Genomic DNA, 15,894 nt, shown 5'->3' on the forward strand with positions numbered 1-15,894 from the left:
GGTTCTTTTGCAGAGACTGCCATTTACCGATGTCGGGGACACCGTGGGCCGGCAGCCCTTATTGGGTCAGCAGGCTGATGTCGGCCACACCCATGAACAGGCCTTGCAGACTGGCCAGCATCGCCAGGCGATTGGCGCGCACGGCGGCATCGTCGGCGTTGACCATGACCTGATCGAAGAAGGCATCGACCGGCTCGCGCAGGCTGGCCAGCGTATCGAGGGCTTCCTGGTAGCGTGCCGCCGCGAACAGCGGTGCCACTTCCGCGCCACGTGCCTTGAGGGCCTCTGCCAGTGCCTGCTCGGCCGGCTCACTCAACAGGCTCGTGTCCACCTCGGTGCGGCCATCGTGCTCGGCCTTGGCGAGGATGTTGGAGACGCGCTTGTTGGCGGCTGCCAGAGCGGCGGCTTCCGGGCGTTCGCCGAAGGCGTGCACGGCACGCAGACGACGCGCGAAGTCCAGCGGGTTGCTGATCTTCAGGGTACGCACGGCTAGGTACAGTTCGGCACCCATGCCCTCGTCATTGGCCCAGGCGCGGAAGCGATCGAGCATGTACTCGAGCACGTCCTCGACCAGTCCTTCAGCCTTGGGCAGGTCACGATGCTGCTCGGCGCTGACGGTCAGCAGCTCGCGCAGGTCGAGGTCCAGTTCGCCCTTGATCAGGATGTTGAGCACCCCGATGGTGGCACGACGCAGCGCGAACGGGTCCTTGGCGCCGGTCGGACGCTGACCGATGCCGAAGATGCCGGTCAGGGTGTCGAGACGGTCGGCCAGGGCGATCGCCATGCCGGCCTTGGTCGTGGGGATCGCATCGCCGGCGAAGCGCGGCAGATACTGTTCTTCCAGCGCACGCGCGACGGTGGCATCTTCGCCATCGTGACGGGCGTAGTAGTGGCCCATGATGCCCTGCAGTTCCGGGAACTCCAGCACCATCTCGGTGACCAGGTCGGTCTTGGCCAGCTGTGCGGCGCGTGCGGCATGCTCGACATCGGCACCGATGCGCTCCGCGATGTGGCGGGCCACGGCTTCGCTGCGACGGGCCTTGTCGGCCATGCTGCCCAGCTTCTGCTGGAAGACGACGCTCTCGAGCTTCTCGCGACGCGATTCCAGCGTGCTGCGCAGGTCGGTCTCGTAGAAGAAGGCGGCATCGCCCAGACGCGGACGAATCACCTTCTCGTTACCGGAGATGACCTGTTGCGGGTCCTTGCTCTCGATATTGGAGATGGTGATGAAGGCCGGCTTGAGCTTGCCGTCGTTGTCCAGCAGGTGGAAGTACTTCTGGTTGGCCTTCATGGAGGAGATCAGACACTCCGCTGGCACTTCCAGGAAGCGCTCATCGAAGGTGCCCGTCAGTGCGACCGGCCATTCCACGAGACCGTTGACCTCGTTGAGGAGGGCTTCCTCGATGACGGCATTGGCGCCATAGACTTCCGCCTCGGCCTGGACCTGTTCGCGGATGCGCTCACGGCGTACTTCACGGTTGGCCAGCACGCGGGCATCTTCCAGCGCGTCGAGGTAGTCCTCGGCGTGCGCCAGCGTGATGGCCTGCGGGGCATGGAAGCGATGACCGAAGGTGGTGCGGCCTGCCTCGAGGCCCAGCACGCTGGCCTCGATCACTTCGCTGCCGTAGAGCGCGACCAGCCAATGCACCGGACGAGAGAATTCGATGCGTGAGGCACCCCAGCGCATGTTCTTCGGCACCGGCAGGCGGGCGACGACCTGTTCCAGCATGGCCGGCAGCAGGGCGGAAAGATGCTCGCCCGGCTGGGTATGACGATAGCCGAGCCAGGTGCCCTTGTCGGTTTCCAGCTCGATCAGATCACTGACCTCGACACCGCAGGAGCGAGCGAAGCCCTGCACGGCGCGGGTCGGCTCACCATCCTTGAAGGCCGCAGCCTTGGCCGGGCCACGCTTCTCGATCTCGCGGTCCGGTTGACGCTCGGCCAGCGACTCGATCATCACCGCCAGGCGACGTGGTGTGGCGTAGGCGCGGACCTGACCGAAGGCGACTTCGGCCTCACGCAGGCCATCGGCCAGGCCATTGGCCAGGCCGTCGGCGAGGGCATCGATGGCACCCGGCGGCAGTTCTTCGCAGCCCAGTTCGATCAGCAGGGTATTCACGGAGGTCATGCTGACGCGTCTCCCTCGGTAGTGGTGTCATCGGCGGCGAGCAGCTCGTCACGCAGTGCCTGTGGTGCCAGCGGGAAGCCAGCGGCCTTGCGCGAGTCGTAATAGGCGTGGGCCACGTCGCGGGCGAGGGTGCGCACGCGCAGGATGTAACGCTGACGCTCGGTGACGGAGATGGCGTGACGCGCATCCAGCAGGTTGAAGGTGTGGGAGGCCTTCAGCACCTGCTCATAGGCCGGCAGCGGCAGGTTGGCCGCCAGCAGCTTCTGACATTCGCTCTCGCAGTGATCGAAGGCAGCGAACAGCTCCGGCACGGCAGCGTGCTCGAAGTTGTAGGCGGACTGCTCCTTCTCGTTCTGCAGGAAGACATCGCCGTAGGTGACCACGGAGCCGTCCGGTGCGGTGGTCCAGATCAGGTCGTAGACGCTGTCCACGTCCTGCAGGTACATCGCGATGCGCTCGAGACCGTAGGTCAGCTCGCCGGTGACCGGGAAGCATTCGATGCCGCCTGCCTGCTGGAAGTAGGTGAACTGGGTCACTTCCATGCCGTTGAGCCACATTTCCCAGCCAAGTCCCCAGGCGCCTAGCGTCGGGGATTCCCAGTTGTCCTCGACGAAGCGGATGTCGTGGACCAGCGGGTCAATGCCCAGACGCTCCAGCGAGCCCAGATAGAGCTCCTGCAGGTTGGCCGGTGACGGCTTCATCACCACCTGGAACTGGTAGTAGTGCTGCAGGCGATTGGGATTTTCGCCGTAGCGGCCGTCGGTGGGACGGCGGGAAGGCTGCACATACGCAGCGTTCCAGGTTTCAGGACCGATGGAGCGCAGGAAGGTCGCCGGGTGGAAAGTCCCCGCGCCAACCTCCATATCCAATGGCTGCAGGATGATGCAACCCTGTTCGGCCCAGTATTGCTGCAGGGCCAGAATCAGGCCCTGGAAGGTTTTCACGTCTGGCTGTGTCATTGGTGAAGCCCGTTGGCCCATGAATTCGAGAACTGCCAAGTATACAATCCCCGCTTATCGGGTTATAGGCCGCAGACGTAACCGAGTGCGTGCCATTTCCAAATTCTGATGCGTCGCGTCCCTGCACGCGCGTATTGCCTACAAGCCTCTGAGAGGCTATGGGAGCTCAAATGATCGTCGTTACCGGAGGCGCCGGCTTCATCGGTGCCAATATCGTCAAGGCACTCAATGATCGCGGCCGTACCGATATCCTGGTGGTGGATGACCTGAGTGACGGCACCAAGTTCGTCAATCTGGCGGATCTGACCATTGCCGACTATCTCGACAAGGACGATTTCCTGATTCGCGTCCAGTCGAGCCTGATGGGTGAGTATGCCGAGCTGCCGAAGATCGAGGCGATCTTCCACGAGGGCGCCTGCTCCGATACCACCGAGTGGGACGGCCAGTTCATGCTCGAGAACAACTTCGAGTACTCCAAGGTGCTGCTCAACTTCTGTGAGGCGAATCAGATTCCCTTCCTCTACGCGAGCTCCGCGGCGACCTACGGCGACAGCCAGGTCTTCAAGGAAACACCGGAGTTCGAAGGGCCGCTCAACGTCTACGGCTACTCCAAGCTGCTGTTTGACCAGCACGTGCGCCAGCGTTGGGACAGCCTGACCACCCAGGTGGTCGGCTTCCGCTATTTCAATGTCTATGGCCCGCGTGAGCAGCACAAGGGCAAGATGGCCAGCGTCGCCTACCACCATCACACCCAGGTGAAGGCGGGCGAGAACCCGAAGCTGTTCGGCGCCTACGATGGCTATGAAGCCGGCATGCAGAGCCGTGACTTCGTCTACGTCGGTGATGTGGTCGACGTCAATCTGTGGTTCCTCGATCACCCGGAAGCCTCCGGCATCTTCAACCTGGGCACCGGCCGTGCCGAGCCGTTCAAGGCGATCGCCGAGACCGTCATCGAGTACTACGAGAAGGGCGAGATCGAGTACATCGACTTCCCGGAAAACCTCAAGGGCCGCTACCAGAGCTTCACGCGTGCCGACATCGGCAAGCTGCGCAAGGCCGGCTGCAACGTCGAGTTCAAGACCGTTGCCCAGGGCACCCGCGCCTATCTCGAATGGCTGAATCGCTGAGTCTGAGCACGTGTGGACTGAGCACGTGTGGACTGAGGGTAAGCGCGTGTGGAATGAGCATGGGCGCCTGCATCGCAAGTGCGATGGGGCAGGGCAAGCGCATCCGCAAAGAGGGTTGGCCGTGAAGAGGAGCAAGGCATGAGTGAGCGCATTCTGGTGGTCGGGCCCAGCTGGGTCGGCGACATGGTGATGGCGCAGAGCCTGTTCATGACGTTGAAGCAGCGCTCGCCCGGCTGCCGGATCAGTGTGCTGGCGCCCGCCTGGTCGCAACCGATCATCGAGCGCATGCCCGAGGTCGAGGAAGCGCTGGCACTGCCGGCGGGGCATGGCGACTTCGCCCTCAAGGCGCGCTGGCGACTGGGGCGCTCGCTGCGCGGGCGTTTCGATCGCGCCATCGTGCTGCCGCGCTCCTGGAAGTCGGCGCTGGTGCCATTCTTCGCGCGTATTCCAGTGCGGGTCGGCTTCACCGGTGAGCAGCGCCACGGCCTGCTCACCGAGTGCCGCAAGCTCGACAAGTCGATTCTCGATCAGACCGTCAAGCGCTTCACCTCACTGGGCCTGCCGCTGGACGAGTCCAACCCGCCGCAGCGCATCCCCGAACCCTGTCTCGTCACCGACAGCGCCAATCAGCTGCGCTTGCGCGAGGAGCTGGGCCTGAGTGCGCCACCGACCCCCATCATCGGCATGATGCCGGGCGCGGAATACGGGCCGGCCAAGCAGTGGCCACTGGCGCACTTTCGCGAGCTTGCCGAGTCACTGACGCAGGCCGGGGCGGAGGTGCGTATCTTTGGCGGTCCCAAGGATGTGGCGGCCGGTGAGGAGATTGCCCAGGGGCTGGCCGGCGTCCACAACCTGTGTGGCAAGACGCGACTGGCGGATGCGGTGGATCTGATCGCCGAGTGTCGGGAAGTGGTCAGCAATGATTCCGGCCTGATGCATGTGGCGGCTGCGGTAGGGGCCCGTATCCAGGGCATCTACGGCTCCTCGTCACCACATTACACGCCACCGCTGACGGCCAATCGCGAGATTCACTGGCTGGCGCTGGAGTGCTCACCGTGTTTCAAGCGCGTCTGTCCGTTGGGGCATACCAACTGCCTGAATCACATCGCGCCTGAGCGATTGCTGACGGCGATCGCGCTGGATGAGGATGAGCGGTGAGCTTGCCGAAGAATCGTACGACGGATGATCTGATCCATCCGCGGATGCGCGGGGCGATGACGCGTGCACAGCGTATCGAGGCGTGGCGTGCCTGGTGTGAGCAGCACCTGGTACTGCCGTTCAGCCGGGCATGGCTGGTGCGCTGGTGCCGGCATCGCTCGCGCCATCAGGGGCTTGAGCAGCGTGGCTTGCCGCGACATGCCGTGGAAGACGTGATGGGACCAGAGGCGCTGACACTGTGGATCAATCCGCGTGAACTGGTGCGCGACGTCAACTTCGGGCGTGACAAGCGCAAGCGGCCTTCCTCGAATGCCTTCATCTGGGAGGGTGACTGGGACCTGCGGCGTGGCGCCTTCCGCTTCGGCTCACGCTCGCGCCTGATGCGTGACCTGATCGAGCATGGTGATGATCTGACGGTGACCGAGCGTTATCAGCAGCTCAAGGCCTTGCTGGAGGCGGGCAAGCCCTGGGCATCGCCGCGTGATGGCCTGCTGATGGACAGTGAGGAACAGATTCTCGGTTACCTGCGCTGTTATCGCGGTTATCTGCAGGACATGGCCGCCAATGGCTTCCGCCAGGGCATCACCAAGGATGAGATGGGCGTCGCGGTGACGCGTGATGGCCGTCTGCTCAAGATCAATCGTGGCCTGCATCGCCTGGCGATGGCGCAGCAGGTGGGAGTGCCCCGCGTGCCTGTCGTCATCAAGGCGGTACATCGTGAGTTCTGGGACAAGGTGACCGCCGGTGCCGAAGGTGATGAGGCTCTGCGGCGTCTGCAGGCTGCGCTGCAAGAGTGTCGTCCCGAAAGCGAACCCGGCCCGCTGGACCCCAAGACCTATCCCGTGCTGGGAGTGGATGAGGGGTGGCCGGATCTGCGTGGACTCGAGGATGCAAATTCCGGCAGTTGAGCCGATAACCTGTTGTTTATAAAAACGAAAAAGCCCTGTTTCATCGTGATGTTTCACATGAAACAGGGCTTTTTCGTTCTCTCTGTTCGAGCGACAGCATGTACTTGGGCGACAGGTACCTGGGCGATAGATGCCTGGGCGATAGATGCCTGAGGCGAGAAGCGGTCTAGCGTGCCAGCCGCTGATAAAGCCCCAGATAGGCCTCGCCCATGGCGCTGGGGGTGAAGCGAGTCAGATGCGCCCGCGCGCCCGCGACCAGCCGCTCCCGACGTGGTGCGTCATCGCCGAGTGCCACGATGGCGGCAGCCAGCGCGGGTGCATCGTCGGTGGGCACCAGCACGCCGGTGGCATCGTCATGCACGATATCGGGGATGCCATCCACCTCGCTTGCGATGATCGGTACGCCGTGGTCCATCACGTCGAGCAGGATCGAGCCAAGTCCTTCATTGCGTGACGGGAAGGCAAACAGATCGAAGGCCTCCAGGTAGTCGCCGACATTGGTGTGGAAACCCTCCCAGACAAGATTGTCCAGATCGGCGCTCTCTGCCTTGAAGGCGGCTTCATCCTCTCCCGCGCCCAGGCAGACGAACAGCAGCTGCGGGTGACTGTCGCGCAGCTGACGGGCCGCCTCGATCAGCACTCGCTGGCCCTTGTGGCGGTCCACCAGCGCGCCGACATGCCCGACGACGAAGCGACCCCCGGCGGGCGTATTGCCGAAGCGCTCCCGCAGTCTGCCCACGGCTGTCTCATCGCTGGGCAGGTGGGCGAGGGTGCTGGGAATCAGAGCCGTCTCCCCCCACTGGCGCTCACGCAGGTGTGACTCGATCACCGAGGAAATCGCCACCCGGCAGGCAGCGGCGCGATAGGTCAGACGATTGAACCACTTGTCCTTCACCGGCTGAGGCACCCGGCGGGTCAGCAGATAAGGCGTGCCGGTAAGGCGCTGATGCAGCCACGCCCAGTGCACGGCCTTGGCTTCGTGAGCATGCACGATATCGGCGCGAGGCTGACCGAGATGGCCCTTGAAGCGCCCATGGATCTCGATGACGTCCACCGTGACGGCAAGCTCGAGCGCCGCCAGTTCGGTGATCAAGGGCGAGCCTTGCAGGCACACCAGCGACTGACGGATGGGCGTACCAGGCTCGCCGTTCTCTCCCGGGCTGGCGCGTCGCGCCAGGTCCGCGATCAGGTTGAGCGTCTGGCGCTCACCGCCGCGAAAGCCGCGGGCCAGATTGACGTGGCGCACGTGCAGCGGCCGAGACGAAGCTTGCGACGCCGCCTGCTCACAAGCAGAGGTCATGGTCACCATACCTTGTTGAAGTCTTCCGCCTCACGCACCTTGGCGTCGCGCTGGAATTCCAGCAGCTTGGCGTATTTCAGGTAGGCATTGACGCTGGCGGACAGCGCCACCGAGAAGCCATCGACGCCATCGCGGAAGCCGGCCTGGAAGACGAACTTGCGCATGAAGGCATTGCTGGCATGCAGGAAGGGCGTGAAGGCGTTGGCGCGTTTTCCCTTCTGATACATGATCTTGGCGGCGCGATTCGAGAAGCGACCACTGGCCTTGACGAACAGCTCACCCAGATTGGCGAAGCTGTAATGCTCAAGGTCCGCATCCAGCTCGCAGGGGTGGCTGGCCTGAACGGAGCTGTGCTGGCGCGAATCGCGGAAGGCGAGCTTCTCGCGGTCATACAGGCGCAGGCAGTAATCGGGGTACCAGCCGGCATGTCGCACCCAGCGCGAGCCGATGAAGTTGCGACGCCGCAGGGCGAAGCCATCATGTGGCGTGCTGTCGAGTGCCAGTTCACGGATGGCGCTGACGGCCCCGTCGGTCAGGCGTTCATCGGCGTCCAGTGACAGCACCCAGCGGTGGCTGGCATGGCTCGGTCCGACGTTCTTCTGCGGCCCGTCGCCCAGATAGGGCTGGTCGATCACCACGGCGCCCATGGCGCGCGCCAGCTCGCATGTGGCATCCGTGGAGCCGGAATCGACCACGATCAGCTCATCGCAGACCTGGGCCAGCGAGCGCAGGCAATCCTCGATGTTGTGGGCTTCATTGAGAGTGATGACGCAGCCGGTGATGGGCACGGCGGTGCGCAGCTTGCCATCGGAAGGAGGGGCGGTCGGGGTGACGGCCGGGGCCTCGTCGCTCGGGTTCATGACGGTCTCTGTCTTGAGAGCGCCTGGCTCACGTGTGTGACAGGCGCCGATGGGACGCAGTGGCAGGCGGGAATCGGATGATGCGCCTGCCGACGATTCATGTCGCTATCGTACACTGCATGGGCACCGATGCCTGCAGGGCGATACGCTGAAGCGTCAGGCGTGATAGGCGCTGCGAATGGCGGCCAGGCACGCGGCATGGTGCCTCGGCGTGAAGCGCGCCAGCGAGCGCCCCAGGCGTGAGAGGTTGTTCTCGCGCCAGCGTGCGTCGGCGGGAGCCTCGTCATGCAGCTGGCAGCGATCGAGATCGATCACGTAGACGCGTCCGCCTTCATCGACCAGCAGGTTGCGTGCGTTGAGATCGACATGCTCGAGCCCGGCGTCATGTACGGCGCGAATGGCGCGGCCTGTCGTCTCCAGCACTGTCAGCAGGGATCCGGGCAGGTCGGCCCCGGCAGGAAGACGCTGTGCTTCGAGGGCGATCAGGTCATCGGCGAAGGCGCGCGCGCCGGGTATCAGTACCGTGATCAGGGCGGCCTCGTAGCTCAGGCCATGCCGCCATACGCAGGCGCCGACTGGCTCTGGCACTGGCAGCCCCTGGCGATGCAGCGTTTCCGTCAGGCGCAGCTCGGCGAAGGCGCGGGTGCGCTCAAGGCCGGTGTAGAGGTAGCGCTGACGAGCGATCTTCGCGATCAGCCCCCCGCGTCGATAGGGGCGCAGCGCCCAGCGTTGAGCCGGGGCGCCAGTGGCATGGACGGGGTGCAGCTCAGCGGGCAAACGACAGACATCGAGGAACAGACTCGCCCCGCGCCCCGGTGCTTCGCCGGTCACGGCGCCGTGTTCGCGCCAGAACGATGGCATGAACCAGTCCGGCGTCATTTGTGGCGCTGTTTCGCCATCATATAGAATGTGGGCATTCTCATTTCGGAAAACTGCCATCCGCATGAAGCATCCTCTCCCTGCCCAGCCCGCACATATCTGCGTGCTCCGGCTCTCCGCTCTCGGCGATGTCTGCAATCTTGTGCCAACGGTACGCGCCTTGCAGCGTCAGTGGCCTGAGGCCCGCATTACCTGGATCGTCGGCAAGGGGGAGCACAGTCTACTGTCCGGCCTGACCGGGGTCGAGTTCGTGGTCTACGACAAGTCCACCGGCCTTGCGGGCATGCGCGCCATCTGGCGTCAGCTCAAGGACACGCACTTCGATGTGCTGTTGCACATGCAGCAGGCGCTGCGGGCCAGCGCCCTGTCGCTGGGCCTCAAGGCCCGAGTGCGCATCGGTTACGACCGTGCGCGCGCCAAGGACTGGCAGTACCTCTTTACCTCCCATCAGCTGGCCCCGCGCGAGCGCGCTCACGTGCTGGAGTCGTTCATGGACTTCGCACGTGCCCTGGGTGTCGAGGACTGCCGGCTCGACTGGCGTCTCGATGTGCCGCCCGAGGCCTATGGTGAGGCGGCGCGCGTGACCGGTGAAGCGCCCTATCTCGTCATCAGTCCGTGTGCCAATCCGCGCCTGCGCAACTTCCGCAACTGGTCGGCCGAGGGCTATGCGGCGGTCGTCGATCATGCCTGGCAGCAATACGGCATCCGCAGCGTGATGACCGGCGGCGGCAGCCCGCAGGAACGCGAGATGGGCGCGCGCATCAAGGCGCTGGTCAGTGAAGGCGCGGTCATCGATGCCATCGGTGGTACCTCGCTCAAGGGCCTGCTGGCGCTGATCGATCGCGCCGTCGCGGTGATCGCGCCGGACTCCGGCCCCGTGCATATGGGCAATGCGCTCAATACACCGGTGATCGGCCTGTACGCCACCACCAACCCCGAGCGTGCGGCGCCCTATTGCTGGCAGCATCTGGTGGTCAATCGCTATCCGGATGCGGTGGAAACCTATCTGCACAAGCAGATGGACGAGATCCACTGGGGCCAGCGCGTACGCCATCAGGACGCCATGAGCCTGATCCGCGCCGAGGATGTCATCGCGCGCCTCGCTGAGCTGCTGGCGGACACCGATGGCGTCATTCGCGGCCAGAGTTGCGAACGTCTGCCGGTCGCGGCTGTCTCGTCTACTGACACCTCTTCTTCTGAATTTCCCTCTGCACGCGGAGACGCCTGATGAAGCTTGATCTGACTGCGCTTGAACAGGCTCGCCTGCTGGTCGTGGGTGATGTGATGCTCGACCGCTACTGGCACGGTGGCACCTCACGCATCTCGCCGGAAGCCCCGGTGCCGGTGGTGCGCGTCGGCGAGAGTGAAGACCGCCCGGGCGGTGCCGCCAACGTCGCGCTCAACATCGCGTCGCTCGGTGCGCATGCCACTCTCGCCGGTGTGGTCGGTCAGGATGACAACGCCGCCATCCTGACCCGCGCACTGGAAAACGCCAATGTCATCACGCGCTTCCAGGCCAGTGACAGCGTGCCGACCATCACCAAGCTGCGCGTGATGAGCCGCAATCAGCAGCTGCTGCGCCTCGATTTCGAGGAGCCGCTGCACGAGGTGGATACCAGCGCGCTGGTGCGCCAGGTCGAGGCCGAGCTGGGGGCCAGCGGCGTGATGATTCTCTCCGACTACGGCAAGGGCTCGCTGAATCAGGTCGAGGCGTTGATCGCCGCGGCGCGCGCGGCGGGCAAGCGCGTGCTGGTCGACCCCAAGGGCAGTGATTTCTCGCGCTATCGTGGCGCCAGCATCATCACCCCCAATCTGACCGAATTCGAGACCATCGTCGGGCCATGCCGCAGCGATGAGGAGCTGGCCGAGAAGGGTGAAGCGCTGCGTGCCGAGCTCGAGCTGGAAGCTCTGCTGGTGACGCGTAGCGAGAAGGGCATGACCCTGATCCGCGAGGGCCATCAGCCGCTGCATCTGCCGACGCATGCGCGTGAGGTCTATGACGTCACCGGTGCCGGTGACACCGTGATCGGCGTGCTGGGTCTGGCGCTGGCGGCTGGCCATGCCTTCCCGGAGGCCGTGATGCTGGCCAATCTGGCCGCAGGCCTCGTCGTCGCCAAGCCGGGCACCGCGACCCTGTCGGTCGCGGAGCTCTACACCGCACTGCATGGTGACAAGCTGGCGGAATTCGGCGTGATCCAGGAGTCCGCGCTCATCCCGGCAGTGAAGGCCGCTCAGGCACGCGGCGAGCGCGTGGTGATGACCAATGGCTGCTTCGACATCCTGCATGCCGGTCATGTGGCCTACCTGCAGGAGGCGGCACGTCAGGGCGACCGTCTGATCGTGGCGGTCAATGACGATGCCTCGGTGGCACGCCTCAAGGGGCCGACGCGTCCGATCAACCCGGTACTGCGTCGCATGCAGGTGCTGGCGGGCCTCGGCGCGGTCGCCTGGGTCGTGCCCTTCAGCGAAGACACCCCGGCACGCCTGATCGAGGCCGTGCTGCCGGATGTGCTGGTCAAGGGCGGTGACTATCGTCCCGAAGAGATCGCCGGGGGCGAGGCGGTGATCGCCAACGGTGGCGAGGTGCGTGTGCTCGGTTTCGAGGATGGCGTCTCCACCACGGCGATGATCGCCACCATTCTCGATCGCGAGGACTAGGCGTGAGCCTTGCCCGTGGCCTCTACAGCACCGCACTGACCCTGCTGTCTCCCCTCATCTGGCAGCGGGTCTGGCGCGAACACGATGATCGGCACTCGCGCCTGGAGCGGCTGGGCATCCTCCCTGCCACGCCTGCCGCCATGCCGGACCGCGAGCGCCCCATCTGGCTGCATGCGGCCTCGCTGGGCGAGATGGTCATGATGGCCAGTGCCATCGAGGCGCTGCGGCGCCGCTATCCCCTTCGCCCGCTGATCGTGACCACCATGACCGCGACGGGGGCTGCCCAGGCGGCTCGCCTGTTGCACACGCCTGAGGGAACGCCCGAGCTTGCCCCTGCGCGGCATCATTATCTACCACTGGACTTTCCCTGCAGCGCACGTCGCTTCGTGTCTCGCCTGCGGCCGGCCCTGGTCGTGCTGGTGGAAACCGAGCTGTGGCCGAATCTGATCGCAAGCTGTGCGGGCCAGAGGATACCCGTGAGCGTGGTCAATGCGCGGCTGTCACCGCGCGCCTTCACTCGCTACCGCAAGGTCGGGGCCTTGATGCGCGAGACGTTGTCGCAGGTGAGCGTGCTGACGGCCAAGGCGCCGGAAGATCTCGAGCGTTTCATCGCGCTTGGGCTTCCTGCGGCGCGGGGGAAGACGGTCGGTTCACTCAAGTTCGAGCTCGAGATATCGCCACAGGCCGTCGCGGCAGGCAAGGGACTGCGCGAGCAGTTCCAGGGGCGGCGGGTCTGGATCGCCGCCTCGACACACGAGGGGGAAGATGCCCTGATGCTGGACGCCCACGCAGCCGTGCGTGCTCGGCATCCTGATGCCTTGCTGCTGCTGGTGCCGCGCCATCCGCAACGCTTCGAGACGGTCGCCGCACAGAGTGCGAGCTGGTGTGAGTCACGCGGGGAAACCTGCCTGCGTCGCAGCCACATGCATGCGGAAAGCCGCCTCGAGAAGAGCCGTCTGTCGGTGCTGGTCGGCGATAGCCTGGGCGAGCTGCTCGCCCTGTATGCGGCGAGCGATGTCGCCTTCATCGGCGGCAGCCTGGTGCCCATCGGCGGGCATAATCTGCTCGAACCGGCCGCGCTTGGGCTGCCACTGTTGAGTGGCCCATCGCTTGAGAACTTCAGTGAGATCGCCGAGGTGATGACGGCGGAAGGAGCTCTGCAGGTCGTCGATGATGCCGAGGCGCTGGCCGAGGCCGTCATCACACTGCTGGAAGATGAGTCGCAGCGCCAACGGGCAGGGCAGGCGGCGCGTGAACGGGTAGCCCGCAATCGCGGGGCGCTGGCAGGGACACTGCAGCAGCTGGAAGACCTGTTGCCGAGCTGAGCCGACGAGAGACGGAGGTGAGCTCGCCATGCCGATTTCGGTCGTGGGGGATGCACGCCACTGGGGCATCAATGGGAAGATCATGCGCAGAAACGCCGCACCATCGTGCGGCGTTTCTGCGTATGGACCTCGCGTGGGGCGAGGTCAGCGCTCACTCACCGAAGCGCAGGCCCTGTCTCAGCACTCGATGAGCTGCGCCGTCACGCCCATGTCGGCATCCAGACCCTCCAGGCAATCGCGCGCTGCGGCGCTGGCATTGCTGATCACCACATCGAAGCTTTCCAGTGGCGCGATGAAGGCCGGGCGTACCATCTCGAACTTGCGGGCATCGATGATCAGGAAGCGCTGCATGGCGCTTTCCAGCGCGGCCTGCTTGGCCGCCACCTCATGAAAGTGGAAGCAGCTGACGCCGCGCTCGGCGTGTACGCCACCGGCCGAGAGAAATGCCTTGTTGATGCCCAGACGGCGAATGGCTTCCGGCATGTCGGTGGCGGTAAAGGACTGGGTGGCCGGATGAAACAGTCCGCCCAGCATGACCAGTCGCACGCCGGGCAGGTGGCCGACGGCATTGGCGACATTCAGGGCGCAGGTCACCAGGGTCAGTGTCATCTGACGATCCAGTGCCGCGGCCAGGTGGACCAGGGTCGTCCCGCAATCCACGTACAGGGTATCGCCGTCCTCGATGTGACTGGCCAGTCGCTGGCACAACGCTTGCTTGATAGGAGCGCTGGCATCGATCTCGCGGTCGAGGCGATAGACGCTGCTGGCGGAAGATTCCGCCAGCAGCAGGCGTCCCCCCAGTATCTCCAACAGCCCGTTGCTGTGAGTGACATCACGGCGAATCGTCATCTCGGACACGCCGCAGAGCTGCGCGGCGTCGCTGAGCTGCAGTGGGCTGCCCTCGCGCAGGATGGCCTGCAAGCGGTCAAGGCGTGCAGCGCTTTGGTTGTTCATGCGGCAGGGTCCTTTTTTGCCGATGGCGGTGAGAAAGCGTTGGAGAAGCCAACATGCCCTCGGGTCATGGTGTGATGATAACTCACTGACTGGCAGGGATAACTTTTCTCGCGTGAGAGATCCGCGCGGGCGTTGCAGGAAAGCAAGGCCCGAATCGCTCAAGCGTTTGCATTGACTCCTTGGTCAGATTGTGACTCTTTTAACATGCTGAGAAAAAATCATAACACCGTGTCCCGTTGAGAATCGCGGCGACATCGCGCACAAGCGCATTCCATAACAAGCACAAGAACACATCAGGACCTTCCCAATGAATCCCCTCATGAGTCTGGTCGGGATGGCATCGCTCATCCTCATCGCCGTGGCGTTGTCATCGAATCGACGCGCCATCCGCCTGCGCACCGTCGGGGGTGCCTTTGCCATCCAGTTGGCCATCGGTGCCTTCGTGCTCTACACCTCCTTCGGCCAGGGTGTGCTGGCCGGTGTCTCAGGCGCCGTCAGTCAGGTCGTCAATTATGCCGATCAAGGCATCAGCTTCCTGTTCGGCAGTCTGGCCAATCCGGGCAGCGGTGTCGGCTTCATCTTCGCCATCAAGGTGCTGCCGATCATCATCTTCTTCTCGTCGCTGATCGCGGTGCTCTACTACCTCGGCATCATGCAGTGGGTGATTCGCCTGCTGGGGGGCGGCCTGCAGCGCGTGCTGGGAACGTCGCGTACGGAATCCCTCTCCGCGACCGCCAACATCTTCGTCGGACAGACGGAGGCACCGCTGGTGGTCAAGCCCTATCTGGCGAGCATGACGCGTTCCGAGCTGTTCGCCGTGATGTGTGGTGGTCTGGCATCCGTCGCCGGCTCCGTACTGGGTGGCTACGCGGCGCTGGGCATCCCGATGGAGTATCTGGTGGCGGCGTCCTTCATGGCAGCGCCCGGCGGCTTGCTGTTCGCCAAGCTTCTATTCCCGGAGACTGACAAGCCGGATGACTCGATCGCCGTGGCGGATGCCTCGCTCAAGGATGACGACGCACCGTCCAACGTGCTGGACGCTGCGGCATCCGGTGCGTCTTCCGGCCTGAAACTGGCCGCCAATGTCGGCGCGATGCTGCTGGCCTTCATCGCCTTGATCGGGCTGATCAACGGCATTCTCGGTGGTGTCGGCGGCTGGTTCGGCATGGACACACTGAGTCTCGACATGATTCTCGGCTGGCTCTTCGCGCCGTTGGCCTTCCTGTTGGGCGTGCCATGGAGCGAGGCGACGCTGGCGGGGTCCTTCATCGGTCAGAAGCTGGTGGTGAACGAGTTCGTCGCCTACATCAATCTGGCGCCCTACCTGAGTGGCGACAGTCTCGTGGCCGCCACGGGTGCGGTGATGACGCCCTACACCATGGCTGTGCTGTCCTTCGCGCTGTGCGGCTTCGCCAACCTGTCGTCCATCGCCATTCTGCTCGGCGGGTTGGGCAGCCTGGCCCCGACGCGCCGGCATGAGATCGCCAGTCTGGGTCTCAAGGCGGTACTGGCCGGTACGCTTTCCAATCTGATGTCGGCAGCGATCGCCGGCTTCTTCCTGGCGCTGGCAGCCTGATCGGGATGTCGCCCATCTCACAGTGGATGGGCGATTCGAAGAGGTGTCGCCTTCGGTGTGTA

At 64.5% G+C, this 15,894-nt stretch carries 13 protein-coding genes; 7 read left to right on the forward strand and 6 right to left on the reverse strand.

From position 1 onward, the window contains the following. Positions 1 to 58: 58 nt before the first annotated feature. Together glyS and glyQ are read right to left on the reverse strand one after the other, a co-directional pair. The gene (gene glyS / locus QD228_RS10485) at positions 59 to 2,128 is read right to left on the reverse strand and encodes a glycine--tRNA ligase subunit beta (RefSeq protein ID WP_279875523.1); all 2,070 of its coding nucleotides are present in this window, start codon (positions 2,126 to 2,128) and stop codon (positions 59 to 61) included. Further along, the gene (gene glyQ, locus QD228_RS10490; protein WP_103751491.1) at positions 2,125 to 3,087 is read right to left on the reverse strand and encodes a glycine--tRNA ligase subunit alpha; all 963 of its coding nucleotides are present in this window, start codon (positions 3,085 to 3,087) and stop codon (positions 2,125 to 2,127) included. The genes glyS and glyQ overlap by 4 nt, the downstream gene beginning before the upstream one ends. 170 nt (positions 3,088 to 3,257) lie before the next feature. Between glyQ and rfaD the strand changes: the two genes are divergently transcribed. The 3 genes from rfaD to QD228_RS10505 all read left to right on the forward strand — a co-directional run bounded on the left by rfaD (position 3,258) and on the right by QD228_RS10505 (position 6,280). After that, positions 3,258 to 4,214 carry an ADP-glyceromanno-heptose 6-epimerase gene (gene rfaD, locus QD228_RS10495; RefSeq protein WP_077379721.1) on the forward strand — a complete coding sequence of 319 codons (957 nt, stop codon included), beginning with the start codon at positions 3,258 to 3,260 and terminating at the stop codon, positions 4,212 to 4,214. A gap of 138 nt (positions 4,215 to 4,352) precedes the next feature. After that, positions 4,353 to 5,372, forward strand: coding sequence for a lipopolysaccharide heptosyltransferase II (gene waaF, locus QD228_RS10500; protein WP_279875524.1), 1,020 nt, complete (start codon positions 4,353 to 4,355; stop codon positions 5,370 to 5,372). Positions 5,373 to 5,374: 2 nt separating this feature from the next. Then, positions 5,375 to 6,280 (forward strand): hypothetical protein, encoded by a 906-nt coding sequence (locus tag QD228_RS10505; protein ID WP_127736586.1) that lies wholly within the window; start codon positions 5,375 to 5,377, stop codon positions 6,278 to 6,280. A 166-nt stretch (positions 6,281 to 6,446) separates the two neighbouring features. On the opposite strand, the gene QD228_RS10510 is transcribed toward QD228_RS10505, so the two are convergent. The 3 genes from QD228_RS10510 to QD228_RS10520 form a co-directional block, all read right to left on the reverse strand. Further along, positions 6,447 to 7,580 (reverse strand): glycosyltransferase family 4 protein, encoded by a 1,134-nt coding sequence (locus QD228_RS10510; RefSeq protein ID WP_176493824.1) that lies wholly within the window; start codon positions 7,578 to 7,580, stop codon positions 6,447 to 6,449. 2 nt (positions 7,581 to 7,582) lie between these two features. Beyond that, a complete protein-coding gene (locus tag QD228_RS10515; RefSeq protein ID WP_136939488.1) occupies positions 7,583 to 8,440 on the reverse strand; it encodes a glycosyltransferase family 2 protein in 858 nt (285 codons plus the stop codon). A 156-nt stretch (positions 8,441 to 8,596) separates the two neighbouring features. Next, positions 8,597 to 9,385 carry a 3-deoxy-D-manno-octulosonic acid kinase gene (locus tag QD228_RS10520; protein WP_279875528.1) on the reverse strand — a complete coding sequence of 263 codons (789 nt, stop codon included), beginning with the start codon at positions 9,383 to 9,385 and terminating at the stop codon, positions 8,597 to 8,599. On the opposite strand from QD228_RS10520, the gene QD228_RS10525 reads away from it, so the two are divergent. The 3 genes from QD228_RS10525 to waaA are packed head-to-tail and all read left to right on the forward strand — an operon-like array spanning position 9,384 to position 13,302. Next, positions 9,384 to 10,547, forward strand: coding sequence for a glycosyltransferase family 9 protein (locus tag QD228_RS10525; protein WP_077379708.1), 1,164 nt, complete (start codon positions 9,384 to 9,386; stop codon positions 10,545 to 10,547). The genes QD228_RS10520 and QD228_RS10525 overlap by 2 nt on opposite strands. Then, positions 10,547 to 11,977, forward strand: a complete 1,431-nt coding sequence (hldE, locus tag QD228_RS10530) for a bifunctional D-glycero-beta-D-manno-heptose-7-phosphate kinase/D-glycero-beta-D-manno-heptose 1-phosphate adenylyltransferase HldE (RefSeq protein ID WP_279875530.1) — start codon at positions 10,547 to 10,549, stop codon at positions 11,975 to 11,977. Before QD228_RS10525 ends, hldE begins: the two co-directional genes overlap by 1 nt. Positions 11,978 to 11,979: 2 nt before the next feature. Continuing rightward, the gene (gene waaA, locus QD228_RS10535; RefSeq protein WP_279875531.1) at positions 11,980 to 13,302 is read left to right on the forward strand and encodes a lipid IV(A) 3-deoxy-D-manno-octulosonic acid transferase; all 1,323 of its coding nucleotides are present in this window, start codon (positions 11,980 to 11,982) and stop codon (positions 13,300 to 13,302) included. A 177-nt stretch (positions 13,303 to 13,479) separates the two neighbouring features. Here the strand turns inward: waaA and QD228_RS10540 are convergent, their stop codons facing one another. Beyond that, positions 13,480 to 14,256, reverse strand: a complete 777-nt coding sequence (locus tag QD228_RS10540; protein WP_077379702.1) for a DeoR/GlpR family DNA-binding transcription regulator — start codon at positions 14,254 to 14,256, stop codon at positions 13,480 to 13,482. A 307-nt stretch (positions 14,257 to 14,563) separates the two neighbouring features. On the opposite strand from QD228_RS10540, the gene QD228_RS10545 reads away from it, so the two are divergent. Continuing rightward, complete coding sequence (locus QD228_RS10545) at positions 14,564 to 15,832, forward strand: NupC/NupG family nucleoside CNT transporter (RefSeq protein WP_077379699.1); 1,269 nt, start codon at positions 14,564 to 14,566, stop codon at positions 15,830 to 15,832. Positions 15,833 to 15,894 lie beyond the last annotated feature (62 nt).

It is taken from the genome of Cobetia sp. 3AK (assembly GCF_029846335.1).
Lineage (GTDB): Bacteria > Pseudomonadota > Gammaproteobacteria > Pseudomonadales > Halomonadaceae > Cobetia > Cobetia marina.